This is a genomic window from Mycolicibacterium wolinskyi, assembly GCF_002101965.1.
Lineage (GTDB): Bacteria > Actinomycetota > Actinomycetes > Mycobacteriales > Mycobacteriaceae > Mycobacterium > Mycobacterium wolinskyi.
Map to the genome: position 1 here is coordinate 107,800 of NZ_LQQA01000013.1, position 21,778 is coordinate 129,577.

At 66.7% G+C, this 21,778-nt stretch carries 20 protein-coding genes; 13 read left to right on the top strand and 7 right to left on the bottom strand.

The window, feature by feature from the left end; all coding sequences use genetic code 11:
• Positions 1–3: 3 nt before the first annotated feature.
• The 7 genes from AWC31_RS12525 to rraA all read left to right on the top strand — a co-directional run bounded on the left by AWC31_RS12525 (position 4) and on the right by rraA (position 4,573).
• Positions 4–537, top strand: coding sequence for a hypothetical protein (locus AWC31_RS12525; RefSeq protein WP_085144559.1), 534 nt, complete (start codon positions 4–6; stop codon positions 535–537).
• 36 nt (positions 538–573) lie between these two features.
• Positions 574–1,272: a YcnI family copper-binding membrane protein gene (locus AWC31_RS12530; RefSeq protein WP_085144560.1), complete on the top strand. Its 699-nt coding sequence runs from the start codon at positions 574–576 to the stop codon at positions 1,270–1,272.
• The gene (locus AWC31_RS12535) at positions 1,269–1,775 is read left to right on the top strand and encodes a copper resistance CopC family protein (RefSeq protein ID WP_085144561.1); all 507 of its coding nucleotides are present in this window, start codon (positions 1,269–1,271) and stop codon (positions 1,773–1,775) included. The genes AWC31_RS12530 and AWC31_RS12535 overlap by 4 nt, the downstream gene beginning before the upstream one ends.
• Positions 1,772–2,692, top strand: a complete 921-nt coding sequence (locus AWC31_RS12540; protein WP_085144562.1) for a CopD family protein — start codon at positions 1,772–1,774, stop codon at positions 2,690–2,692. The genes AWC31_RS12535 and AWC31_RS12540 overlap by 4 nt, the downstream gene beginning before the upstream one ends.
• Before the next feature lie 91 nt (positions 2,693–2,783).
• Positions 2,784–3,275 (top strand): hypothetical protein, encoded by a 492-nt coding sequence (locus tag AWC31_RS12545; RefSeq protein WP_085144793.1) that lies wholly within the window; start codon positions 2,784–2,786, stop codon positions 3,273–3,275.
• Between the two features lie 46 nt (positions 3,276–3,321).
• Complete coding sequence (locus AWC31_RS12550; protein WP_085144563.1) at positions 3,322–4,086, top strand: MerR family transcriptional regulator; 765 nt, start codon at positions 3,322–3,324, stop codon at positions 4,084–4,086.
• Positions 4,087–4,093: 7 nt separating this feature from the next.
• Positions 4,094–4,573, top strand: a complete 480-nt coding sequence (gene rraA / locus AWC31_RS12555; protein ID WP_085144564.1) for a ribonuclease E activity regulator RraA — start codon at positions 4,094–4,096, stop codon at positions 4,571–4,573.
• A gap of 62 nt (positions 4,574–4,635) precedes the next feature.
• Here the strand turns inward: rraA and AWC31_RS12560 are convergent, their stop codons facing one another.
• The gene (locus AWC31_RS12560) at positions 4,636–6,105 is read right to left on the bottom strand and encodes a flavin-containing monooxygenase (protein ID WP_067854970.1); all 1,470 of its coding nucleotides are present in this window, start codon (positions 6,103–6,105) and stop codon (positions 4,636–4,638) included.
• A gap of 78 nt (positions 6,106–6,183) precedes the next feature.
• On the opposite strand from AWC31_RS12560, the gene AWC31_RS12565 reads away from it, so the two are divergent.
• A complete protein-coding gene (locus AWC31_RS12565) occupies positions 6,184–6,825 on the top strand; it encodes a TetR/AcrR family transcriptional regulator (RefSeq protein ID WP_085144565.1) in 642 nt (213 codons plus the stop codon).
• A gap of 35 nt (positions 6,826–6,860) precedes the next feature.
• Complete coding sequence (gene dinB / locus AWC31_RS12570) at positions 6,861–8,072, top strand: DNA polymerase IV (protein ID WP_085144566.1); 1,212 nt, start codon at positions 6,861–6,863, stop codon at positions 8,070–8,072.
• Here dinB and AWC31_RS12575 read toward each other — a convergent pair.
• Positions 8,069–8,500, bottom strand: a complete 432-nt coding sequence (locus tag AWC31_RS12575; protein ID WP_067854962.1) for a hypothetical protein — start codon at positions 8,498–8,500, stop codon at positions 8,069–8,071. The genes dinB and AWC31_RS12575 overlap by 4 nt on opposite strands.
• Before the next feature lie 65 nt (positions 8,501–8,565).
• On the opposite strand from AWC31_RS12575, the gene AWC31_RS12580 reads away from it, so the two are divergent.
• Positions 8,566–8,850, top strand: coding sequence for a YiaA/YiaB family inner membrane protein (locus AWC31_RS12580; RefSeq protein ID WP_085144567.1), 285 nt, complete (start codon positions 8,566–8,568; stop codon positions 8,848–8,850).
• Positions 8,851–8,852: 2 nt separating this feature from the next.
• Here AWC31_RS12580 and AWC31_RS12585 read toward each other — a convergent pair whose 3' ends face one another.
• On the bottom strand, positions 8,853–9,860 hold the full coding sequence (locus AWC31_RS12585) for a PHP domain-containing protein (protein ID WP_085144568.1): 1,008 nt from the start codon (positions 9,858–9,860) through the stop codon (positions 8,853–8,855).
• 2 nt (positions 9,861–9,862) lie between these two features.
• Positions 9,863–10,240, bottom strand: coding sequence for a thiol-disulfide oxidoreductase DCC family protein (locus AWC31_RS12590; protein ID WP_085144569.1), 378 nt, complete (start codon positions 10,238–10,240; stop codon positions 9,863–9,865).
• Between the two features lie 89 nt (positions 10,241–10,329).
• On the opposite strand from AWC31_RS12590, the gene AWC31_RS12595 reads away from it, so the two are divergent.
• A complete protein-coding gene (locus AWC31_RS12595; protein WP_067854951.1) occupies positions 10,330–10,707 on the top strand; it encodes an ArsR/SmtB family transcription factor in 378 nt (125 codons plus the stop codon).
• Positions 10,704–12,350 carry a SulP family inorganic anion transporter gene (locus AWC31_RS12600; protein ID WP_085144570.1) on the top strand — a complete coding sequence of 549 codons (1,647 nt, stop codon included), beginning with the start codon at positions 10,704–10,706 and terminating at the stop codon, positions 12,348–12,350. Before AWC31_RS12595 ends, AWC31_RS12600 begins: the two co-directional genes overlap by 4 nt.
• A gap of 3 nt (positions 12,351–12,353) precedes the next feature.
• Here AWC31_RS12600 and AWC31_RS12605 read toward each other — a convergent pair whose 3' ends face one another.
• Positions 12,354–13,700: an NAD-dependent succinate-semialdehyde dehydrogenase gene (locus tag AWC31_RS12605; RefSeq protein WP_085144571.1), complete on the bottom strand. Its 1,347-nt coding sequence runs from the start codon at positions 13,698–13,700 to the stop codon at positions 12,354–12,356.
• 134 nt (positions 13,701–13,834) lie between these two features.
• On the opposite strand from AWC31_RS12605, the gene AWC31_RS12610 reads away from it, so the two are divergent.
• A complete protein-coding gene (locus tag AWC31_RS12610) occupies positions 13,835–14,686 on the top strand; it encodes an LLM class F420-dependent oxidoreductase (RefSeq protein WP_085144572.1) in 852 nt (283 codons plus the stop codon).
• 669 nt (positions 14,687–15,355) lie between these two features.
• On the opposite strand, the gene AWC31_RS12615 is transcribed toward AWC31_RS12610, so the two are convergent.
• The gene (locus AWC31_RS12615) at positions 15,356–16,822 is read right to left on the bottom strand and encodes a glutamate synthase subunit beta (RefSeq protein WP_067854927.1); all 1,467 of its coding nucleotides are present in this window, start codon (positions 16,820–16,822) and stop codon (positions 15,356–15,358) included.
• Positions 16,815–21,431, bottom strand: a complete 4,617-nt coding sequence (gene gltB / locus AWC31_RS12620; protein ID WP_234816836.1) for a glutamate synthase large subunit — start codon at positions 21,429–21,431, stop codon at positions 16,815–16,817. Before gltB ends, AWC31_RS12615 begins: the two co-directional genes overlap by 8 nt.
• Positions 21,432–21,778 lie beyond the last annotated feature (347 nt).

Consider the following 21,778-nt stretch of genomic DNA (forward strand, 5'->3'; position numbering starts at 1 on the left):
CCGATGACTCCAGCCCGAACCGACCCCGCAGCGCCGCTGCGCGGTACGGCCGTCGGGCTGCTCACCGCGGCGCTGGCGGTCGCGGCGCACGGCACGGCGGGCGGCGTACTGCCCGATGGCGCGATCACGGCGCAGCTCGCGGTCCTGGCGGTGACCTTGGGCGCGGTCGCCGCCACCGTCCGCACGGCCGATCGGGCCGCCGTCCTATGGGCGCTGCTCGGCTCCGGCCAGCTGCTGGCGCATGCGCTGTTGGCCACGGCCGACCACGCACATGCCCCGAACCCGGTGGCCTCCGGCGCGACGATGCTCGTCGCACATGTCCTGGCGGTGACCGTCGGCGCAGCCCTCATCGCGGGCGGCGCTCGATTCTGTGCCGCGATGTCCCGCGCGGTGCGCGCCGTCACGGCGTCCGGCGGTCGGGCGCCGGTGGCGGCCACGTCCATGCTCGTGGGCAGCACGGATCAGCCGCTGCACTCCGCGTTGCTCCTTGCCGCTTCGGTGTCGCATCGAGGGCCTCCGGTCGGCGCGATCGCCTGACCTGAATCCCATCGACTTCCGAAAGACACCCGAACAATGAAACCCCTCCCCGGGGCGCCCTGGCGCGCCCTGCTCGGCACCGCCGCCACGGTCACCGCGGTCGGCCTGCTCACGGCCGCACCGGCCTCCGCCCACGTACACGTCGACGCGGACAACCCCGCGCCCGGAAGCACCTCCATCCTCACCTTCCGGGTCCCTGGCGAATCCGAATCCGGTGCTGTGACAACACAATTGACCGTCGCCCTGCCCGACGTCGCATCGGCGCGCACCGAGGTGATGCCCGGATGGACGGCCAAGCTGGACCGCGACGCAGCGGCGGGCACGGTCAAATCCGTCACCTGGACCGCGGCACCCGGCGTCGGCATCTCCTCCGACCAGTTCGCCCTGTTCAAGATCTCCGTGCGGCTGCCCGAATCCGACACGGTGAGTTTCCCTGCCACCCAGACGTATTCCGACGGCAGCGTCGTGCGCTGGGATCAGGCCCCATTGCCCGACGGCAGCGAGCCCGAGCATCCGGCGCCGCGACTGACGCTCTCGGACTCCACGGCTCCCGCCGGCCAGGACGATCACGGAGGGCCCGCCATCGCGTCACCGGCGCCGGCACCGTCCACGGCGTCGGCTGTGGACACCGCCGTCAGCTCCACCGACAACTCGGCGCGGTGGCTGGCCGGTGGTGCGCTGACCGTCGCGGCAGTCGCCGTGGTCGTCGCCCTGCTGGCAAGGCGCCGATCATGAGGCGGCTGCTGGCCATGACCTTGGCCGCCCTCGCCCTCGCCGCGTCGGCACTCGCCGGTGCGGGCACCGCGTCCGCACACGCCACCAGAACCGGCGCCGACCCCGCCGAGCACGCGAAGCTCACTGAATCGCCGCAACGCGTCAGCGCCACGTTCAACGAGCAGCTTCAGAAGGCCTTCGCGGCGATGACGGTCGTCGGGCCGGACGGCAATCTGTGGTCCGACGGTGAGCCGCAGGTCGAAGGCGCGGTCGTCAGCGTGGGTGTCCGGCCGTTGGGCCCCGCCGGGACATACACCGTGAACTACCGGGTGACCTCGGCCGACGGGCACGTGGTGTCGGGTTCGTGGGCGTTCGAGCTGACGGTCGAGGGAACAGGCACGCCCGGGCCTGCGGCCGCCGCTCCCAGCTCGTCCGACGAGGGCCTGCCGGTGTGGCCCTTCGTGCTGGCCGCCGTGGTGATCGTGGGTGGCGGAGCTTGGTGGGCGGTACGACGGCAGTCATGACCTGGCGCGCGGCGGCCGGCGCAGCGCTGGTTGTGACCGCCGCTTCGGTCGCGGCAGCCGCGCTGTCCTACCCGCAGAGCCAGCTGGCCGGGGCGCTGGTGCGCACGGTCGCCGATTGCGCTGCCGTCGTGACCGTCGGCCTGGCGGCCGTTCCGATGCTCGAAAGCGCCCGCTACCGCGCGGAGTTGGCGCGCACCGCGGCCCGCCCGCTCGCGTTCAGCAGTGCAGTCTGGCTCCTCGCCGAATTGGTGCGCCTGATCGTGGTGGCGGCGCAGGCGGCGGCGGTTCCGGTGCAGCGCGTCGGCGTGCACACCGTCGGCGAGTTCGCCCTGCACACGACCGTCGGCCGGTCCGGGTTGGTCGCCATCGTGGCCGCGCTCGCGGTGTGCGTCGCGACGCTGCTGGCCCCGCGCACCGCCGCGGCGATCGTCGCGACGATCGGAACCGCGGCGGCAGGCGTCGCGGCCCGCACCCTGGCCGGCCATCTCGCGGAGAGCCCGGTCGGCGGGCTCGCGGTGGCGGTGCACGCGCTCGCCGCGGCGGTGTGGTGCGGTGTGCTGGCCGCGTTGGTGCTGACCGTGACGCACCGCGGTCAGTGGGCGCGGGTATTGCCGCGGTTCTCGCAGCTGTCGCTGGGTTCGGTGGCCGTGCTGCTGCTGGCCGGCGTGCTCGGCGCGGTGATCCGGCTGCAGGCCCCGGCCGAACTGTGGACGACGGGCTATGGGCGGTTACTTATCGCGAAAGTCGTGGTGACGGGCGGTCTACTCGTGCTGGCGTGGCGTAACCGGGCGGGCTGGCTTCCGGCCGCACGCGCGCATCGCACCAGCGCCAGCCTGTCGACCAATCGGTCGCTTGCCGAATTGGCGGTGATGGCCGTCGCGGTCACCTTTGCCGCTGCCCTGGCCGTCACGGGTTGACCGTGCGCGGCCTGGCATGATGGAACCCACTGCCGGCCACCCCGAGACCGCGCTGGCGCGGAATATCAGACACTGCGAAGGAGCAGCCAGAATGGCAGAGCAGCCGGATCAACCCGCCGAGAAGCCGGATACCCCAGCCGGCTCCGCACCGGCCGGCCCGTCGGGCGCCGGCGACGATTCAGCTGCCGCGACGCCGCCCGCTCCCGCGACTCCGCCTGCCAAGAAGGCCCCGGCGAAAAAGGCACCCGCCAAGAAAGCACCGGCGAAAAAGGCACCGGCCAAGGCCGCCAAGAAAGCTCCGGCCAAGAAGGCTGCGGCGAAAAAGGCACCCGCCAAGAAAGCTCCCGCGAAAAAGTCCCCTGCCGACATCCCGCCACCCGAGGTGCTCACGGCCGCCGCGGAAGAGACTGCCGCACAAGCAAAGTCAACGGTGGCCACGGCCGCCAATCCGGTGTCCGGGCCGGCTCCGGTGCCGCTGGAGACGCCTGCGCAATCTCGCCTGCCGCTGGCCGCCGCGGTGGCTGTCGGCCTGCTGGCGATCCTGCTCGTCGTCGTGACACGTCGTCATTCGACCGAAGACTGACCATTGCGCTTGACCCTGACGCGACGTCAGGGTCGATAGTTGGCTCATGCACGCCAACCGGGACGCCAGAACCGTCGGAGCGGTAGCCGCCCTGACGGGTGTCTCCGTGCGGACCCTGCACCACTACGACCACATCGGCCTGGTGGTTCCGAGCGTGCGTACCGCGGCGGGTTATCGCGGCTACACCGACACCGACATCGAGCGGCTGCACCTCGTGTTGGTGTACCGGTCGGTGGGGCTGGCGCTGGACGAGATCCGGACGCTGCTCGACGACGCCGACGCCGACGTACTCGCCCATCTGCAACGCCAGCACAGCCTGCTGTGTGAGAGGGCCGAGCAGCTTCAGCAGACCATCAAGGCAGTGGAGGAACTCATGAGCGCCCACAACAACGGTATCCAGCTCAGCGCCGAGGAACAGGTCGAGATCTTCGGCAGCGCCGTGTTCGACGAACACCACGAAGAGGCCCAGGAACGCTGGGGCGGCACCGAGGAGTGGCGGCAGTCGCAAATCCGCACGGCCGAGATGAGCAAACAGGACTGGATCGAGTTCAAGGCCGAGAACGACGCTTTGCTGCAGGCGCTGGCCGATGGCAAGCGGGCCGGCATTCGGCCGGGTTCACCCGAGGCCGACGCGCTGGCCGCCCGCCATCGCGCCAACATCTCCCGGTTCTACGACTGCAGCGACGACATGCATGTCTGCCTGGCACAGATGTATCTTGCCGACGAGCGGTTCACCCGCTACTACGACGACGTCGAGCCCGGTCTGGCCCAGTTCGTCCACGACATCATCGCGGCGAGCGTCCTGAAATAATCGCGGCGTGAGTATCGAACCCCGCGCCACCGCCGATCTCGTCGACGAGATCTATCCCGACGTCCGTAGCTGTGACCTGCAATTGCAGAACTACGGCGGCAAGACGATGTTCGCCGGGCGGATCACGACCGTGCGTTGTTTCCAGGACAACGCGCTGTTGAAGTCGATCCTGTCCACGCCTGGCGACGGCGGTGTACTCGTGGTCGACGGTGACGGGTCACTGCACACCGCGCTGGTCGGCGACATCATCGCGGGTCTGGCCGCCGACAACGGCTGGTCGGGAGTGATCGTGCACGGCGCGGTGCGTGATGCCGCGGCGCTGCGCACGATCGACGTCGGAATCAAGGCGCTTGGCACCAATCCGCGCAAGGGCACCAAAACCGGTGCGGGCGAACGGGATGTCGAGGTCTCGTTCGGCGGAGTCACATTCGTTCCCGGCGAGGTCGCATACTGCGACGAGGACGGGATCGTCGTCCTCGCCGCATAACGCGAGCAGACACAGAATCGCACTTCTTGAGCCGTACGATTCTGTGTCTGCTCACCGAAGGACTAAACCGTCACTGCGGCACGGTGTTTGGTGAAGTGCAGGGACTCCTCGTCGACCTTGCCGTACCGGATGGTGCGCATGTCGAAGAAGTAGTTCTGCTTGAGCTTCCACGGTGCTTCCGATCCGGACTTCGGCAGGCTGTCCATCGCCCGCCGGAAGTAGCCGGGAGTGAAGTCCATGAACGGCAGCTCGTCGACGGCGTCGCCGGGGTGCTCGGGCTCGACCTTGTCAAAGCCGTTGGCGTCCATGAAGTTCAGCAGACGGCAAATGAATTCGGAGACCAGGTCGGCCTTGAGGGTCCAGGATGCGTTGGTGTAGCCGAACGTGATCGCCATGTTCGGCACGCCTGACAGCATCAGGCCCTTGTAGGTCATCGACTTCGTCAGGTCGACCGCCTCACCGTTGCGGGTGACGGTCGCACCGCCGAACAGCTGCATGTTCAGACCCGTTGCGGTGATGATGATGTCGGCCGCCAGCTCGTCACCGGAGGTCAGCTTGATACCGGTCTCGGTGAAGGTCTCGATCGTGTCGGTGACGACGTCGGCCTTGCCCGAGCGGATGGTCTTGAACAGATCGCCGTTGGGCGCCAAGCACACTCGCTCGTCCCACGGGTTGTAGCGCGGGCTGAAGTGCTTGTCGTAGTCGAAGCCCTCGGGCAGCCGTCGGGTCGCCATCTGGCGCAACGCCTTCTTGAAGACGCCCGGGAACTTCCTGGCGATCTGATACTGCCCGGTGCTGTAACCGATCTGCTTCCACCGGTTGACGAAGTGCGCCAGGTTCTTCGGCAGGTACTTGTTGGCTCGGCGCGCGAACGGGTCCTCCAACGGCAGTGCGCCGATGTAGGTGGGTGAGCGCTGCAGCATCGTGACGTGCCCGGCGCCGCCCGCCACGAGGGACGGTATGAGCGTCACCGCGGTGGCACCCGATCCGATGACGACGATCTTCTTCCCGGCGTAGTCGAGGTCCTCGGGCCAGTGCTGCGGGTGGATGATCTGGCCCTTGAAATCGGCCGCCCCGGGGAATTCCGGCGAGTAGCCCTCGTCGTAGTTGTAGTAACCGCTGCACACCGACAGGAACGAGCAGGTCATCTCGATCTGCTCGCCGCCCTTGTCGATCGTGAGGGTCCAGCGGTTGTCGGCGTCGGACCAGTCGGCCGACAGCACCCGGTGGTTGACCCGGATGTGTCTGCTGATGCCGTTCTCTTCGGCGGCCTCGTTGATGTAGTTCCAGATCGACTGGCCGTCGGCGATCGACTTGGCCGAGGTCCACGGCTTGAACCGGAAGCCGAGCGTGAACATGTCGGAGTCCGATCGGATACCCGGGTATTTGAACAGGTCCCAGGTGCCGCCGATGTTCTCGCGGCGTTCCAGGATCACGTAGCTCTTGGTCGGGCAGCGGTCCTGCAGGTGCCAGGCCGTGCTGATGCCGGAGATGCCGGCACCGACGATCACAACGTCGAGGTGTTCGCTCATGGGACCGACGGTATCAACAGGGTGTTGAGTTGGTCAACACCCTGTTGAGAAAATCGACGCAGTGTTAAGCTGCTGGTTGTGACCACCGCCAGCCAGGCGCGCGCACCGCGCGGCCGCCGCTCCAACCGCCCATCGGGCGACGATCGGGAAGCGGCGATCCTCGCGACGGCCGAGCGGTTGCTCGACGACAAGAAGTTCTCCGACATCTCGGTCGACGACCTCGCCAAAGGCGCCGGAATCTCGCGGCCGACGTTCTACTTCTATTTCCCGTCGAAGGAAGCCGTGCTGCTGTCGTTGCTCGATCCGCTGATCAAGCGCGCCGACACCGGGTTCGACAACGCGCTCGAAAGCATGCCCGCCGATCCGCACCGCGCCATCCGCCGGGGCATCGAGATCTTCTTCAGCTCGTTCGGGTCACATCCGGCGACGGCCCGCGCGGGAACCGAGGCACTCAACAGCAGCCCCGAATTCCGCACGTTCTGGTCCGGGCTCATGCAGAAATGGATCGCGCTGACGGCGGCGCTCATCACCGCCGAGCGCGAGCGCGGTGCCGCACCCGACACCATCCCCGCCCTCGACCTCGCGACCTCGCTGAACCTCATGAACGAGCGGACGATGATGGCGGCGCTGTCCGCCGAGCAGCCGGCCGTCGAACACGACAAAGTCGTCGACACCCTCTCTCACATCTGGCTCAACAGCATTTACGGCAGCGCCGCCTGACAGGTCTCGCAACTGTCGGTCCCTGATGCGAACATATGTTCGTGTCCGGTACTCAGGCGGCCGACATCCTGCATGCCGACCTCGACTCGTTCTACGCGTCGGTCGAGCAGCGGGACGACCCGTCGCTGCGCGGCCGGCCCGTCATCGTCGGGGGCGGTGTGGTGCTCGCGGCGTCGTACGAAGCGAAGGCGTTCGGCGTCCGCACGGCGATGGGCGGACGGCAGGCCCGTGCGCTGTCTCCGCAAGCCATCGTCGTCCCGCCGCGCATGGCCGCGTATTCACAGGCGAGCAAGGACGTCTTCGCCGTGTTCCACGACACCACGCCGCTCGTCGAGCCACTGTCGGTCGATGAGGCGTTTCTCGACGTGTCCGGCCTTGGCCGGGTGTCGGGCACGCCCGTCGAGATCGCCGGCCGGCTGCGCGCACAAGTCAAGGAGCAGGTCGGGCTGCCCATCACCGTGGGCATCGCGCGTACCAAGTTTCTCGCCAAGGTGGCCAGCCAGGAAGCCAAGCCGGACGGGCTGTTGCTCGTGCCACCGGACCGTGAGTTGGCGTTCCTGCATCCACTGCCGGTCCGCCGATTATGGGGCGTCGGCGCCAAGACCGCCGAGAAGCTGCACGCGCACGGTATCGAGACCGTGGCCGACGTCGCCGAACTGTCCGAGGCGGCGCTGGGTTCGATGGTCGGTGGCGCGATGGGGCGTCAGCTGTTCGCGTTGTCCCGCAACATCGACCGCCGTCGGGTGACGACGGGGGTGCGGCGCCGCTCCGTGGGCGCTCAGCGGGCCTTGGGCCGGCGCGGCAACATGATGTCGGGCGCCGAGGTCGATGTGGTGGTGGTGAATCTGATCGACCGGATCACGCGTCGCATGCGCGCTGCGGGCCGTACCGGCCGCACGGTCGTGCTGCGGCTGCGCTTCGACGATTTCGGGCGCGCGACGCGTTCGCACACCCTGCCCCGCGCGACGGCCTCCACCGACGCGATCCTCAGCGCCGCAAGGGCTTTGGTGGCCGCGGCCGCACCGCTGATCGCCGAACGCGGTTTGACGCTCATCGGGTTCGCGGTGTCGAACATCGACCGCGAAGGCAGCCAGCAGCTGGAGCTGCCGTTCGACGCCGCGCCCGATCCGATCGCGATCGACTGCGCCATCGACCAGGTGCGTCGACGGTTCGGCAACGCCGTGCTGACGCGTGGCGTGTTGGTCGGCCGTGACCCGGGATTGGAGATGCCTATGCTCCCGGATTAAAGCAGTTGTGCCGCAACGAATCCGGCGAGCAGAACGGCGAATCCGCCGACCTCGCCGACGATCAGCGCGACCATCCCCGCATGCAGTCCAAAGCTCGGCTGGCCGAACTGATTGGTGGTGTCCTGCTTGGCGCCATGCTCGATATAGCTGACGATGGCGATGACGAAGAAGAACACCAGGACCATCGCGGCGGCGAGGTTGACCCACGTCGGCCAGGCACTCAGTTCGACGAAGACCGCCACCAGCAGTGTCGCGAACGAGTAGAGCAACGCGGCGCGATGGGCGATGTCGACGTAGGGGTGCGCCAGATGGTTCTCACTCGTGGCCATCTGCCGGTACTTCCAGATCCCGAGGATCAGCGCCAGCAGGAAGATCAGGCCGGCAGCCAGCAGTGTGACGATCGTGTCGACGCCAAGATCCGCGCGCATCGCGTGAGTGTAGTTGAGTAGTCTCACGCATCCGCCGGACGGCGAGCTACGCCAGGCTTTTCGACATGAACACATTGACCGACACGGCGAAAGTCACCGCCGCGTTCTTCCTTCAGGCCGCCATCGCCTTCGGCGTCAGTTTCCTCGGCGTGCTCGGCGGGATCTTCTTCCTGCCGATCGACACGTGGCAGCGGATGTTCCTCGGTATGTCCGTCCTGTTCCTCGTCACCAGCGCCTTCACCCTGGCCAAGGTGATCCGGGACCAGCAGGAGGCCGCCACGGTCCGGGTACGTCTCGACGAAGCCCGCATGGAAAAGCTGATCGCCGAACACAATCCGTTCACCACCTGAGGTCAGGTCGTCGCGGTCCACTCCAGGAGTTGTTCGGCAGGCCAGGTGTTGACGATGCGCTCGGCCGGCACCCCGGCGTCCAGCGCGCGCTGGGCACCGTAGCCGAGGAATTCCAGCTGGCCCGGCGCATGTGAATCGGTGTCGATGCTGAACAGACAGCCGATCTCCAGTGCGAGGTTCAACAGCCGGGTGGGCGGGTCGCGGCGCTCCGGACGCGAGTTGATCTCGACGGCAGTGCCGCTGTCACGGCATGCGGTGAAGACCTTTTCGGCGTCGAACTTGGACTCCGGCCGCATGCCCCGGCCACCGGTGACCAGGCGTCCCGTGCAGTGGCCCAGCACATCGGTGTGCGGGTTGGTGACGGCCTTGATCATGCGCCGGGTCATGGCCGTCTCGTCCATGGCGAGTTTGGAGTGCACACTCGCCACCACCACGTCGAGCCGCTCCAGCAACTCGGGTTCCTGGTCAAGCGAGCCGTCTTCGAGGATGTCGACCTCGATGCCGGTGAGGATGCGCATCGGCGCGACCAGGTCACGCACCTCCTCGATGACGTCGAGCTGTTCGCGCAGCCGATCCGGCGACAGCCCGTTGGCGATCTTCAGCCGCGGCGAGTGATCGGTCAACGCACAGTACTCATGACCCAGATCCCTTGCGGCCAGCATCATTTCCTCGATCGGCGCCGATCCGTCCGACCAGTTGGAATGCACATGCAGGTCGCCGCGCAACGCGGCACGGATGTCTCCCCCACCGAGATCGGCCGCCGAGGACCGTAATTCGACAAGCGCATCGGGTTCGCGGCCGGCCCACGCCTGCGCGATGACTTTCGCGGTCTTCGGGCCGATACCGGGCAGCGACTGCCAGCCGTTGGCCGCACCCAACCGTTCGCGCTGCTCGTCGGTCAAACCCTCGACGATGTCGGCGGCATTGCGATAGGCCATGACCCGTCGCGGGTCTTCCCGGGCCCGATCTTTGTAATAGGCGATCTGACGCAGCGCGGTCACCGGATCCATGGTCAGCAGTCACCCGGCTGTGCCGCGCAGTGTGGCGTCGTCCCCGGAAACCGGTAGCGGTGGGTGGCGACCCACCGGTAGACGACGTCCTCAAGCCGCCGGACACCCGGCAATCGATACAGCCGCAAGGGAATTCGAGTACCGAAACCCGCCCCGAGCGCGGCGTTGATCGCCTCGGCGCCGCGATACACCGCGCCGTCCGCGTCGTGCCACCACGCCGCCTCGACCATCCGGTCCACCGGCACACCCAGCCGCTCTGCGGTGCCGGCCTTCTGAAACGGTGCGATCCGCACGTCACCCGTCCGCTGCCTGCCGCTAAGTGCGCGCACACTGCGCGTGCACATGCCGCAGTTGCCGTCGAAATACAGCACGCCGCTCATACCTCCAGTGTGCCCGGTTGTGGCTGCGAGCGAACCCCGCTACATTGAATTGCGAATTCATTCAATCCATTAATCCGTCAGGTCGCCTCGTGCCGCACCGTTTCACCGCCAGCCCCGAACAGCCGCTCTACGAGATCAAGGCCAATCTGTTCAAGGCGCTCGCCCACCCCGCGCGCATCCGCGTGCTCGAAATCCTTTCGGCCAGTGGACAACCCACCCCGGTGAGTGACATTCTGGCCGAGACGGAGCTCGAGCCGACGCTGTTGTCACAGCATCTGGCGGTGCTGAAACGCCATCATGTCGTGAGCGGGCAGCGGGTCGGCAACGCGGTGTTCTACGAGCTCGCCCACCCGAAGATCTCGGAGCTGCTGGTGATCGCGCGCACCTTCCTGGCCGACACCCTCGGTGTGCAGCGGGACCAGCTGGCCACATTGCGATCCCTGCCACCTATCGGGCATCGACCGTGATTGTTGCCGCGGCAGGCAACCTCGGTAGGTTGCTTCCGCATCGCCGCGACTACTCCGACCTGCCTCGTTCGTGGCGGCAGGACGTCCTCGCCGGTATCACCGTCGGAGTGGTCGCCCTGCCGCTGGCGTTGGCCTTCGGCATCAGCTCCGGGGTTGGGGCGGCCGCCGGCCTGATCACCGCAGTGGTGGCCGGATTGGTCGCGGCGGTGTTCGGCGGTTCTCATGTGCAGGTTTCGGGGCCGACGGGGGCGATGGCGGTGGTGCTGGCGCCCATCGTCGCAACACACGGACTCGGCAGCATCGCACTGGTCACAGTGGTCGCGGGCGTGCTGGTGCTGGCGGCAGGCGTAACCGGGTTGGGACGGGCGGTGACCTTCATTCCTTGGCCGGTCATCGAAGGATTCACGCTCGGCATCGCAGCGATCATCTTCCTGCAGCAGGTTCCGGCCGCTTTGGCGCAGCAGACACCGGCCGGACAACGCACGCTCACGGCGGCGGTCACGGTCCTCGCGAATGCCGACTGGTCGCAGGCCGTGAAAACCCTTGCGGTGGTAGCACTTGTCGCTGTGCTGATGATCGCGCTGCCGAAGCTTCACCGGGCGATCCCGGAATCGCTGACCGCGGTGATCGCGGCGACGGTTGTCGCGGTGACGCTGCACCTACCGGTCGCATCGATCGGTGATCTGCCATCACATCTGCCCGTTCCGGTGCTGCCGCATGCCGACGCAAGCGCCCTGCGCGCGCTGCTCGGTGCGGCACTGGCCATCGCGGCACTGGCGGCCATCGAATCGTTGTTGTCCGCGCGGGTGGCCGCGACGATGTCGCCGACGGGACCGTACGACCCCGACCGCGAGTTGGTCGGTCAGGGCTTGGCGTCCGTGGCATCCGGGGTGTTCGGCGGTATGCCGGCAACCGGCGCGATCGCACGCACGGCCGTCAACGTGCGGTCAGGAGCCAGAACCCGGGTCGCGGCGATCGTGCATTCGCTGGTGCTGCTGGCCGTCGTCTACCTGGCCACCGGCCCCGTCTCGGCGATTCCGTTGTCGGCGCTGGCCGGTGTGCTGATGGTGACGTCGTTCCGGATGATCTCGGGTTCGACCGTCCGCAAGATCCTGCGTTCGACGCGGTCGGACGCATTGATCTTCGCGCTGACCGCGGCCGTCACGGTGTGTTTCGACCTGATCGAGGCCGTCGAGATCGGCATCGTGGTGGCGGCCTTCTTCGCGTTGCGTTCGGTTGCCCGGCGCAGCAGCGTGGTGCGCGAGGAGTTGCCGGAACCGCACCGGTCGGGCGACGAGCAGATCGCGCTGCTGCGCCTCGACGGCGCGATGTTCTTCGGTGCGGCCGAAAGGATTTCGAACGCGATCGGGGACGCTGAGCATCCCCGTACATCCGTCGTCATCATCCGGATGTCACAGTTGGGCATGCTCGATGCCACCGGTGCTCACACGCTCGCCCAGATCGCCACTGACTTGGAGTCGCGCGGAATCACCGTGATCATCAAGGGCGTGCGGCCCGAACACATGGATCTGCTGGCGAACGTAGGGGTGTTCGACTCACTCCGACATGAGAACCATCTGCTGGACTCACTCGACGACGCCGTCGAACACGCACGGACCCACGTCGCCCGGCAGCCGCAATGACCGTCAGCTCACCGTGCGGATGAGCTTTTTGTTCACGAACTCCTCGATGCCGAATCGACCCAGCTCACGGCCGAACCCGGAGCGCTTGACGCCGCCGAACGGCAATTCGGCGCCTTCTGCACCGACGGCGTTGACGAACACCATGCCCGCGTCGATCTTCTCGGCCACGCGCTGGGCCTGGTCCTTGTCCGTGGTGAAGACGTAGGAACCCAATCCGAACGGGGTGTCGTTGGCGATCGCGACGGCCTCGTCCTCCGAACCGGCTTTGTACACCACGGCGACCGGGCCGAACAGTTCCTGCCGATAGGCGTCGTTGTCCTCGGTCACCCCGGTCAGCACGGCCGGCGGGTAGAACGCACCGCGGCGTTCCCCCGATGAAGTGAGCTGTGCGCCTTGGTCGACGGCGTCCTTGACCTGCTGCTCGAGCCGCTCGGCGGCCTGCTCGGAGGACAGCGGCGCGATCCCGTCGGCAGCCGCCAGCAGCTTGTCGGTGAACTTCGTCAGGAAGTCGTCGTACAGGTTCTCGGCGACGATGAACCGCTTGGCCGCGTTGCAGGCCTGCCCGGTGTTCTCCATCCGCGCCTCGACGGCCGATTCCACGGTTGCGTCGAGATCGTCGGTCGACAACACGATGAACGGATCGGATCCGCCCAGCTCCAGCACGCATTTCTTCAAATTGCGCCCCGCGATCTCGGCGACCGCCGCGCCCGCCCGCTCCGACCCGGTGAGCGAGACCGCCGCCACCCGCGGGTCGGCGATGATCGTGGCCACCTGGTCGTTGGTGGCCCGGATGTCGATGTAGGCGCCCTGCGGGAACCCGGCCTCCAGGAACAGCAGCTGGAGCAGCTCGGCGGATTCCGGGCACTGCGGTGCGTGCTTGAGCAGAATGGTGTTGCCGATTACCAGGTTTGGGCCTGCGAACCGGGCCACCTGGTAGTAGGGATAGTTCCACGGCATGATGCCGAGCAGCACGCCGATGGGTCCGCGTTTGACGACGGCGGTGCCTTCGCCGTCGAGCAGTTTGATCTCCTCGTCGGCAAGGAATTTCTCGGCGTTCTGCGCGTAATACCGGTAGATGTCTGCGCAGAAGTCGACTTCGCTCAGCGATTGGTCGCGCGGCTTGCCCATCTCGCGGACGATGACATCGGCCAATTGTTCACGGCGCTGCTCATGCAGATCCGCGACCTTGCCGAGCATCGCGGCGCGCTCGGCCACCGTCGAGGTCCGGGGCCACGTGCGGCCCGTCTTGGCGGCGGCCTCGATCGCGGCTTCGATTTCGGCGTCGGTTGCGGTGGGATAGGTGGCGACCACTTCGGCGGTCGCGGGATCGGTGACTGCGTACTCGGTCATGGTTCACTCCCGATCGTTCGGTCCACTCGCGAGATTACCGAGCACACCGTCACATTGGGCCGAGAAGGCAGTTCACAGTATTTGTTCACCTGCTGCCAGGAATTTCTGCCGATGCGTGTCTAGTTTGGAGTGTTGTGCGATTCGCCTTCAAAACTTCCCCGCAGAACACGACCTGGGCCGACATGCTGGCCATCTGGAAAGCCGCCGACGATATCGATGTCTACGAGTCGGGCTGGACTTTCGACCACTTCTATCCGATCTTCTCGGACTCGACCGGCCCGTGCCTGGAGGGCTGGACGACACTGACCGCGCTGGCGCAGGCGACCGAACGGCTGCGTGTCGGCGTGCTCGTGACCGGCATTCACTACCGGCATCCCGCGGTGCTGGCGAACATGGCGGCCGCGCTCGACATCATCTCGAACGGACGCCTCGAACTCGGCATCGGCGCCGGGTGGAACGAGGAGGAATCGGGCGCCTACGGCATCGAACTGGGCTCCATCAAGGAACGTTTCGACCGGTTCGAGGAAGCCTGCGAGGTGCTCAAGGGCCTGCTGAGCCAGGAGACGACGACGTTCGACGGCAAGTTCTATCAGCTCAAGGATGCCCGCAACGAGCCGAAGGGCCCGCAGCAGCCGCATCCGCCGTTCTGCATCGGCGGCAGCGGCGAGAAGCGGACGCTGCGGATCACCGCCAAGTACGCCGACCACTGGAATTTCGTCGGCGGCCCGCCTGAGGAGTTCGCGCGCAAACGCGATGTGCTCGCATCGCATTGCGCCGACATCGGCCGCGACCCCAAGGAGATCACGCTGTCGGCGCATGTCCGGCTGGGCGAGGATCGGGATTACGCCAAGGTCGTCGACGAGGCTGCCGCGCTCGGGGCGGAAGGTCTGGATCTGGCCATCATCTACCTGCCGCCGCCATACGACACGGCCGTGCTTGAGCCGCTGGCGCAGGCGATCAGGGATTCCGGGCAGCTGACCAGCTAGTACACGTGCCTGACGTCATGGCCGGCATCGTGTTCATCGAGCGGTGCCGGCCATTTCGTGCCGGCTGACAGAAGGCAAAAATTGACGAGCGGCCACTGCGGCCACCCGCCGATGCGGCTTGCGACGCGCTAGACCCCGAAGCGAAGTAGCTCGTCGGCAGTGACCAACCGCTCGTTCTTGGCCGGGAACTCCCGACTCTTCACCGGGTGGCGTAGCAATGACCAGGCAATTCGACCCATCCGTGACCGACTGATCGGACTGAGATACACGGTGATCACTCCTGCGGCTTCTTGATAGCTGTACCCGTAACCCCACGTTACCGCAGAGCTCTCACCAAGTCATTAGATACCCGGTTTCCGGCAAACAGTGCGTGCCACGCCGCAGAATATTCTGAGTGTTTTTCTTGTGACTGATGTGACTGATGTGGTGATCACAGGGCAAAATTTGTGGTCTGCACCACATCAACCAGCACTTTTGAGCCCCACGATGTCGTGATCAACCCCACACAAGCTAATTAAGAGCGTCTTACTAATTGCTAATCGGTCCAGATCCGCCGACCCGCCCGACACCCCGGCTACCACCGTTTGTCACACCAGAGTGACGCTGGACGCCCAGGGTCACTCTGGCGTGACAAACGTGACCAACGCGCGCGGGTAGCGGAAAACCAAGTCAGCGCTGCGGCGCAGCAGTCGGCTTGATCGGTGCGGGCAGTGCCGTGCGGCCCATCAGATAGCGGTCGACGCCAGCGGCGGCGGCCCGGCCTTCGGCGATCGCCCACACGATCAGCGACTGCCCACGGCCCATGTCGCCGGCGACGAACACGCCGGGAACCGAGGACTGGAAGTTCGCGTCGCGTGCGACGTTGCCGCGGTCGGTCAGCTCGACGCCGAGATCGGTGATCAGGCCCGGCTTCTCGGGTCCGACGAAGCCCATCGCGAGCAGGACGAGATCGGCCTTGAGCTCGAAGTCGGTGCCTTCCACCTTCTCGAACTTGCCGGCGTTCATCTTCACCTCGTGCGCCCGCAGCCCGGTGACATGACCGTTCTCGCCGATGAATTCCTCGGTGTTGACCGAGAACACGCGCTCGCCGCCCTCTTCGTGAGCCGAGGACACCCGGAACATCAACGGGTAGGTCGGCCACGGGGTCGAGTCCGCACGCGTCTCCGGCGGGCGCGGCATGATCTCGAACTGGTGGATGCTGGCCGCACCTTGGCGGTGCGACGTGCCGAGGCAGTCCGCGCCGGTGTCACCGCCGCCGATGATGACGACGTGCTTGCCCTTGGCCGTGATCGGCGGCTCGCCGTCGGGTCCGAGGACATCGTCACCGAGCTGCACGCGGTTGGCCCAGGGCAGGAACTCCATCGCCTGGTGGATGCCGTCGAGTTCGCGGCCCGGGATCGGCAGGTCACGCCAAGCGGTGGCGCCACCCGCGAGCACGACGGCGTCGTAGTTCAGCCGCAGCTGCGCCACGGTGATGTCGACGCCGACGTTGACGCCGGGCCGGAACTGCGTGCCCTCGGCCGCCATCTGCTCCAGGCGCCGGTCGATGTGGCGCTTCTCCATCTTGAATTCTGGGATGCCGTAGCGCAGCAGACCGCCGATGCGGTCGGCCCGTTCGAACACCGTCACGGTGTGGCCGGCCCGCGTGAGCTGCTGGGCGGCGGCCAGACCGGCCGGGCCGGAGCCGACGACGGCGACCTTCTTGCCGGTCTGCACGTCGGGCAGCATCGGGACGACCCAGCCCTGGTCGAAGGCGTTGTCGATGATTTCGACCTCGACCTGCTTGATGGTCACCGGATCCTGGTTGATGCCGAGGACGCACGACGCCTCACACGGCGCCGGGCACAGCCGGCCGGTGAACTCCGGGAAGTTGTTGGTGGCGTGCAGCCGCTCGATCGCGTCGCGCCACCGGTCCCGGTACACCAGGTCGTTCCACTCGGGGATCAGGTTCCCGAGCGGGCAGCCGTTGTGGCAGAACGGAATACCGCAGTCCATGCATCGCGATGCCTGGTCCTGCAGAACCCCGTGAGAGAAGTCCTCGTAAACCTCGTTCCAGTCCTTCAGTCGCAGCGGAACCGGCCTGCGGGACGGAAGTTCCCGGGACGTGTGCTTGAGAAAACCGCGCGGATCAGCCACTGGCGGCCGCCATGATCGCCTCGTCCACATTGTCGCCGGCGCGCTTGGCCTCGGCGATGGCAGTCAGCACGCGCTTGTAGTCGCGCGGCATGACCTTGACGAAATGCTTCAATTCGTTATCCCAATCAGACAGGACCCGCTGTCCCACAGTCGAATCCGTGGCATCAACGTGCGCGGCGATGAAGTTGCGCAGCCATACTGCGTCTTCTGAGTCGGTGCCCTCAAGCTCCTCCAACTCCACCATCTCGGTGTTCAGATTCTCCGACAGCGTGCCGGAGACGTTGTACACATACGCGATGCCGCCGGACATACCGGCCGCGAAGTTGCGGCCCGTCGGTCCGAGGATCACGACCTTGCCGCCGGTCATGTACTCGCAGCCATGATCGCCGACGCCTTCGACCACCGCGTGGGCGCCGGAGTTACGCACCGCGAACCGCTCGCCCACCTGGCCGCGCAGGAACGCCTCACCGCTCGTGGCACCGAACAGGATCACGTTGCCGGCGATGATGTTGTCTTCTGCCGCAAAGCCTTCCGGGGCCTCGTCGGCGGGGCGCACGACGATCCGTCCACCGGACAGGCCCTTGCCGACGTAGTCGTTGGCGTCGCCGTAGACCCGCAGCGTGATGCCCTTGGGGACGAACGCACCGAAGCTGTTGCCGGCCGACCCGTCGAACGTGATGTCGATGGTGCCGTCCGGAAGCCCTTGCCCGCCATAGGCCTTGGTGACCTCGTGGCCGAGCATGGTGCCGACGGTGCGGTTGACGTTCGTGATCTTGGTCGAGAAACGCACCGGCGTGGCCGAATCCAGCGCTTCGCGGCTCTGCGTGATCAGCTGCTGGTCCAGCGCCTTGTCCAGACCGTGGTCCTGGCGCGAGCTGCAGTAGAGATCCTGGTTCATGAACGCCGATTCCGGCTCGTGCAGCACCGGAGTCAGGTCGAGCTTGTGCGCCTTCCAGTGCTCGGCGGCACGGGTCGTGTCGAGCGAACCGACCTGGCCCACCATCTCATTGACGGTGCGGAAGCCGAGCTGCGCCATGAGCTCGCGAACTTCCTCGGCGATGAACATGAAGAAGTTCTCGACGAATTCGGGCTTGCCGTTGAACCGTTCGCGCAGCACCGGGTTCTGGGTGGCCACGCCCACCGGGCAGGTGTCGAGGTGGCACACGCGCATCATGATGCAGCCCGAGACCACGAGCGGCGCAGTGGCGAAGCCGAATTCCTCACCGCCCAGCAGTGCGGCGATGACCACGTCGCGGCCCGTCTTGAGCTGGCCGTCGACCTGGACCACGATGCGGTCGCGAAGACCGTTGAGCAGCAGGGTCTGCTGGGTCTCGGCCAGGCCGAGCTCCCACGGCGCACCCGCGTGCTTCATCGAGGTCAGCGGTGTCGCACCGGTGCCGCCGTCGTGGCCCGAGATGAGCACCACGTCGGCGTGTGCCTTGGAAACGCCCGCGGCGACCGTGCCGACGCCGTTCTCGCTGACCAGCTTGACGTGCACGCGGGCCTGCGGGTTGGCGTTCTTCAGGTCGTGGATCAGCTGCGCGAGATCCTCGATCGAGTAGATGTCGTGGTGCGGCGGCGGCGAGATCAGGCCGACACCCGGGGTCGAGTGCCGCACCTCGGCCACCCACGGGTACACCTTGTGCCCCGGAAGCTGGCCGCCCTCACCGGGTTTCGCGCCCTGCGCCATCTTGATCTGGATGTCGGTGCAGTTCGTCAGATAGTGCGATGTCACACCGAACCGGCCCGATGCCACCTGCTTGATGGCGCTGCGGCGCCAGTCGCCGTTCTCGTCGCGGCCGAAGCGGCTGACGTGCTCGCCGCCCTCGCCCGAGTTCGACCGTCCGCCAAGGCGGTTCATCGCGATCGCGAGTGTCTCGTGCGCCTCGGCGGAGATCGAGCCGTAGCTCATGGCACCGGTCGAGAATCGCTTGACAATCTCCGACGCGGGCTCGACCTCGTCCAGTGGCACCGGCGGACGCACGCCCTCGCGGAACTTCAAGAGCCCACGCAGCGAGGCGATGCGCTCGCTCTGGTCGTCGACGAGCTTGGTGTACTCCTTGAAGATCGAGTACTGACCGGTGCGCGTCGAGTGCTGCAGCTTGAACACCGTGTCCGGGTTGAACAGGTGGTACTCGCCCTCACGGCGCCACTGGTACTCGCCGCCGACCTCGAGCTCGCGGTGGGCGCGTTCGTCGGGGCGGTCCAGGAATGCCAGCGAATGCCGGGTGGCGACGTCGTCGGCGATGTCGTCGAGGTCGATGCCACCGACGGGGCACGCGAGGCCGGTGAAGTACTCGTCGAGCACTTGCTGGCTGATGCCGATGGCCTGGAACAGCTGGGCGCCGGTGTAGGAGGCCAGAGTCGAGATGCCCATCTTGGACATCACCTTGAGCACGCCCTTGCCTGCCGCCTTGACGTAGTTGGCCTTGGCCTTGTCGCTCGTGATGCCGGTGATCACACCGCGATCGACCATGTCCTCGATCGACTCGAACGCCATGTACGGGTTGATCGCCGCAGCGCCGAAGCCGACCAGCATGGCCATGTGGTGCACCTCGCGGGCGTCACCGGCCTCGACGACCAGACCGACCTTGGTGCGGGTGCGCTCGCGGACCAGGTGATGGTGCACGGCCGCAACCGACAGCAGCGACGGGATCGGCGCCATCGTCTCGTTGGATTCGCGGTCGGACAGCACGATGATGCGGGCGCCGTCGCGGATCGCCTCGGACACCTTGGCGCGCACGTTGTCGAGGGCTTCCTTGAGCCCCTTGCCGCCCCGGTTCACCGGGTACAGGCAGCGGATCACCGCGGCCCGCATGCCGTGCTTGTGGCCGCGGATCTCGTGGTCGGGATCCACGCACATGAGCTTCGACAAATCGGCGTTGCGCAGGATCGGCTGCGGCAGCACGATCTGGCGGCACGACTCGGCGCCCGGGTTGAGCAGGTCGCCTTCCGGCCCGATGACGCCCTGCAGGCTGGTCACGACCTCTTCGCGGATGGCGTCCAGCGGTGGGTTCGTCACCTGGGCGAACAACTGCTGGAAGTAGTCGAACAGCATGCGCGGGCGCGCCGAGAGGACGGCGACGGGCGTGTCGGTGCCCATCGAGCCCAGGGCCTCGGCACCCGTGCGGGCCATGGGCGCCACGAGCAGGTTGAGCTCTTCGTAGGTGTAGCCGAAGATCTGCTGGCGCAGTACGACCCGGTGGTGCGGCATGCGGACGTAGTCACCCGGCGGCAGCTCGTCGAGGTGGAACAGGCCCGATTCGAGCCATTCCTGGTACGGCTGCTCGGCCGCGAGTTCGGCCTTGACTTCCTCGTCGGAGACGATGCGGCCCTGCGCGGTGTCCACGAGGAACATGCGGCCCGGCTGCAGGCGCATCTTCTTGACGACGGTGGACGGGTCGAGGGGCAGGACGCCGGCCTCCGACGCCATCACCACGAGACCGTCGTCGGTCACCCAGATGCGCGACGGGCGCAGGCCGTTGCGGTCGAGCACCGCGCCGATGACGGTGCCGTCGGTGAAGCAGACCGAGGCCGGTCCGTCCCACGGCTCCATGAGCGACGCGTGGTACTGGTAAAAGGCCCGCCGCGCGGGGTCCATCGACTCGTGCCGCTCCCACGCCTCGGGGATCATCATCAGCACGGCGTGCGGCAGGCTGCGGCCGCCAAGGTGCAGCAGTTCGAGCACCTCGTCGAAGCGTGCGGTGTCCGAAGCCCCCGGAGTGCAGACCGGAACGATCTTGTCGAGGCCCTCGGTGCCGAACAGGTCGGTGCGGATCAGCGCCTCGCGGGCGCGCATCCAGTTCTCGTTACCGGTGACGGTGTTGATCTCGCCGTTGTGGGCGATGCGCCGGAACGGATGCGCCAGCGGCCACGACGGGAACGTGTTGGTGGAGAACCGCGAGTGCACGATGCCCAGCGCACTGGTCAGCCGGTCGTCCTGCAGATCCAGGTAGAACGCCTTGAGCTGCGGGGTGGTCAGCATGCCCTTGTAGACGAAGGTCTGACCGGAAAGGCTTGGGAAGTAGACGGTCTCGCGTCCGGGGCCGTCCTGGCCAGGACCCTTGGTGCCGAGTTCGTGTTCGGCGCGCTTGCGCACGACGTACGCGCGACGCTCCAGGTCCATGCCCGACGCGCCGCCCAGGAAGATCTGGCGGAAGGTCGGCATGGCGTCCCGGGCGAGCGCACCGAGAGAGGAGTCGTCGGTGGGCACCTCACGCCAGCCGAGCACCTCAAGGCCTTCGGCCTCGGCGATCTTTTCGACGGCCTCGCACGCGGTCGCAGCGTCACGCGACGACTGCGGCAGGAATGCGATGCCGGTGGCGTAGCTGCCCGCCTCGGGAAGATCGAACTCGACGACGTCGCGCAGGAAGGCGTCCGGCACCTGGATGAGGATGCCGGCGCCGTCGCCGGTGTTGGGCTCGGCGCCCTGGGCACCGCGGTGCTCGAGGTTCACGAGCGCCGTGATGGCCTTGTCGACGATGTCGCGGCTGCGGCGGCCATGCATGTCGGCCACCATTGCTACGCCGCACGCGTCATGTTCGTACGCGGGGTTGTACATGCCCTGCATACGCGAGGAGCTGTTCCCACTCTGGCTCTGGGGCGTCATTCCCACCTGGCCCTTCAACATGCATTTCTGGAGCTTCGCCGCTAGTCACCACTTACAGCGACTAGCTGGCGTTAGCCGGCTCGGCGGTGGAAGCCCTTCGTGCAGCACTGAACGACGGCTATGCCCCACACGCCATAAGTGGACAAAACGATAAGACAGAAACCGGGCGACATGCCAACTTAGCCAAGCCTAACTATACTCGCTGGTCAACGGAGTTCCGTTGCGGCGCGAACAGTGCCAGAATGTCGAATCACGTTGCAACAGAGGGTATTTCACGCAACCACCTATCGGGTGGCCGCCACCCCTTCGAAGCCTCTTACCCGCCCCCTACCGACAATTCGTTTGCT

Coding starts and splice junctions, on each gene's coding strand:
- AWC31_RS12525 (WP_085144559.1), top strand. CDS start 4: ATGACTCCAGCCCGAACCGACCCCGCAGCGCCGCTGCGCGGTACGGCC.
- AWC31_RS12530 (WP_085144560.1), top strand. CDS start 574: ATGAAACCCCTCCCCGGGGCGCCCTGGCGCGCCCTGCTCGGCACCGCC.
- AWC31_RS12535 (WP_085144561.1), top strand. CDS start 1,269: ATGAGGCGGCTGCTGGCCATGACCTTGGCCGCCCTCGCCCTCGCCGCG.
- AWC31_RS12540 (WP_085144562.1), top strand. CDS start 1,772: ATGACCTGGCGCGCGGCGGCCGGCGCAGCGCTGGTTGTGACCGCCGCT.
- AWC31_RS12545 (WP_085144793.1), top strand. CDS start 2,784: ATGGCAGAGCAGCCGGATCAACCCGCCGAGAAGCCGGATACCCCAGCC.
- AWC31_RS12550 (WP_085144563.1), top strand. CDS start 3,322: ATGCACGCCAACCGGGACGCCAGAACCGTCGGAGCGGTAGCCGCCCTG.
- AWC31_RS12560 (WP_067854970.1), bottom strand. CDS start 6,105: ATGAGCGAACACCTCGACGTTGTGATCGTCGGTGCCGGCATCTCCGGC.
- dinB (WP_085144566.1), top strand. CDS start 6,861: ATGTTCGTGTCCGGTACTCAGGCGGCCGACATCCTGCATGCCGACCTC.
- AWC31_RS12575 (WP_067854962.1), bottom strand. CDS start 8,500: ATGCGCGCGGATCTTGGCGTCGACACGATCGTCACACTGCTGGCTGCC.
- AWC31_RS12580 (WP_085144567.1), top strand. CDS start 8,566: ATGAACACATTGACCGACACGGCGAAAGTCACCGCCGCGTTCTTCCTT.
- AWC31_RS12585 (WP_085144568.1), bottom strand. CDS start 9,860: ATGGATCCGGTGACCGCGCTGCGTCAGATCGCCTATTACAAAGATCGG.
- AWC31_RS12590 (WP_085144569.1), bottom strand. CDS start 10,240: ATGAGCGGCGTGCTGTATTTCGACGGCAACTGCGGCATGTGCACGCGC.
- AWC31_RS12605 (WP_085144571.1), bottom strand. CDS start 13,700: ATGACCGAGTACGCAGTCACCGATCCCGCGACCGCCGAAGTGGTCGCC.
- gltB (WP_234816836.1), bottom strand. CDS start 21,431: ATGACGCCCCAGAGCCAGAGTGGGAACAGCTCCTCGCGTATGCAGGGC.